This window comes from Endozoicomonas sp. ONNA2 (assembly GCF_024606365.1).
In the GTDB taxonomy this organism is placed as follows: Bacteria; Pseudomonadota; Gammaproteobacteria; order Pseudomonadales; family Endozoicomonadaceae; genus Endozoicomonas.
In genome coordinates this window covers 1-1,538 of sequence record NZ_JAHHPO010000753.1, presented here as the reverse complement: position 1 = coordinate 1,538, position 1,538 = coordinate 1, and the positions used below count along the sequence as shown (strand labels likewise).

The window sequence follows — 1,538 nt, the reverse complement described above, 5'->3', positions numbered from 1 at the left end:
GCGTGGCAGACAGGTGATGGGTTTTGAAGACGTCCTTAAATAAGCGCTTACGTTGTTTACGATTAGTGGTCTGAAGTTGTATGAACAACAAGATTCCCTGCAATAATGCTGGCATTTCCCCTCAACTCCCTGATGGTGCAACCCCACCGGACAACCAGAGAGGAAACAAAACAGCGCATGGGATTTCAGTTGTCCCCCCTGAACAGGTGTCGCCTTTAGTGGCATTGCCGAATGAACTTCTGGCTGAAATTGCTAACTACCTGCCTTTCAATGATTTTTGTCGATTGGCTTTAACAAGCAGGCGACTGGCTACACTTTTTAACACCGAAGAACGACTGAAAAAACTAGCCGATGAATATTATGGCTCTGCCTCTGATGCCTATAGACAAAAAATTCAGAATCTGGAGCTACCTGCTGTTCCAAACCATCAAATTCGTGACCGTTTATTGTGGCTTGCTTATTTTCGATACACAAACAACAAACAACTGACTTTTAATAATTACCTGACTTTTCTGGTAAGTAATCTCTGGCCAACTCCCACAAAAACGCTGAATGGGCATTCCTGCTGGGTAAATTCAGTCACACCATTGCCTGATGGGCGGCTGGCTTCGGGCTCTGGTGACAGTACTATCAAGGTATGGGATCTGACCAGGCCCGACGAGCAACAATGCGTGGCGACTTTGAATGGGCATACCGACTGGGTGAACTCGGTCACGACATTGGCCGATGGGCGGCTGGCTTCGGGCTCTTTTGACCAGACTGTAAAGGTGTGGGATCTGAGCAAGCCCGACGGGCAGCAATGCGTGGCGACATTGCATGAGCATAACCCCCGGGTGGACTCAGTGGCAGTATTGACCGATGGGCGGCTGGCTTCTGGCTCTCATAACAGGGCCATAAAGGTGTGGGATTTGAGTAAGCCCGAAGGGGATCGATGCGTGGCCACGCTGAATGGTCATACCGGCAGGGTGGAGTCCGTCACGCCAATGCCCTACGGGCGCCTGGCTTCGGGCTCTCAGGACAAAACCGTAAAGGTATGGGATTTGAGCAAGCCCGATGGGCAGCAATGCGTGGCGACGCTGAATGGACATACCGGCAGTGTGTTCTCAGTCACAACATTTCCCGATGGACGACTGGCTTCCGGCTCTGGTGACAAGACGATCAAGGTGTGGGATCTTGGCAAACCCGTCGGACAGCAGTGCGTGGCAACGCTTGGTGGGCATACCGGCTGGGTGAACTCAGTCACGGTATTGGCCGATGGGCGGCTGACTTCGGGCTCTGAAGACTGGACCCTGAAGGTGTGGGATCTGAGCAAGCCCAGTGGTCAGCAATGCATAGTGACAATGAAAAGTCATACCCTCTGGGTGAAGTCAGTCACTGAATTGGCTCCGGGGTGGCTGGTTTCCGGTTCTTCTGACAAAAGCATAAGGGTATGGGATCTGAGTAATCTCAAGGGTTGGCAGACCTGCACCTTCCTCTGAAACAAAAAACATCCTGATTACCACTGATCGTACGTCATGAATCAGCTGCTATAATAAACG

General features: G+C 51.3%; 1 protein-coding gene. It reads left to right on the top strand.

From position 1 onward, the window contains the following. Positions 1-80: 80 nt before the first annotated feature. Positions 81-1,478 carry an F-box-like domain-containing protein gene (locus KDK14_RS13335; RefSeq protein WP_257265646.1) on the top strand — a complete coding sequence of 466 codons (1,398 nt, stop codon included), beginning with the start codon at positions 81-83 and terminating at the stop codon, positions 1,476-1,478. Positions 1,479-1,538 lie beyond the last annotated feature (60 nt).